1 pseudogene is annotated in these 578 nt (G+C 40.8%); it reads right to left on the bottom strand.

The window, feature by feature from the left end:
• Positions 1 to 184 (bottom strand): annotated as a pseudogene (locus tag R7Z50_RS29465) (GGDEF domain-containing protein); the annotation flags it as partial.
• Positions 185 to 578: the final 394 nt, after the last annotated feature.

The raw sequence follows: 578 nt of genomic DNA, 5'->3' as shown, positions 1-578 counted from the left end.
CTTTGGTTGGGGAAAGGACATCGCTAAGCTGTAAGCCAGTGTAGCGTTCTGCGTTGAACGTTTTGGAGTGGTGGGTACCACCAAAGCTTTCAATATAGCGCCCGCTTTCGTCTAGGATAAACACATGATCCGGTAGGGTGTTTAAAATGGCTTCTAACCATGTTTCCCTTTCTTTATCAATCATGTGGTTACTTTCCTTCTTCTCGGCAAGTAGCCGATTATATAGGTTTGTATTGATGACACAATCAATATGGATCACATAATGGTTTATCGATTCAGCTAATCTGTGTGTGTTAGCTTTTGAGCTGTTTGAGTGAAATTTTTATAGCACTTTGTTTCGTGCGGGTGTAGGCTCTTGCCTGTATATTTTTGAGACAAAAAATTCATGTTATATCTCTTGTTTAAAAACTTCGTAAGAAGGCTGAACTCCGTGCAAAAAACGCGATGAAGTGTTGCTCGGAGTCATAAATTATCTTCATCAGATGTGGAAATACGTGCACAGCTAAGCTGGAAAATGCGTAGGTTGTATTACATCTGAGTAAAGACAAGAGACCGCCGGTGATATTTCATCACCGGCT

Source organism: Vibrio sp. 1249-1 (assembly GCF_033340495.1).
Note: the sequence above shows the minus strand (reverse complement) of the source record. Positions and strands in the feature narration are given on the sequence as shown.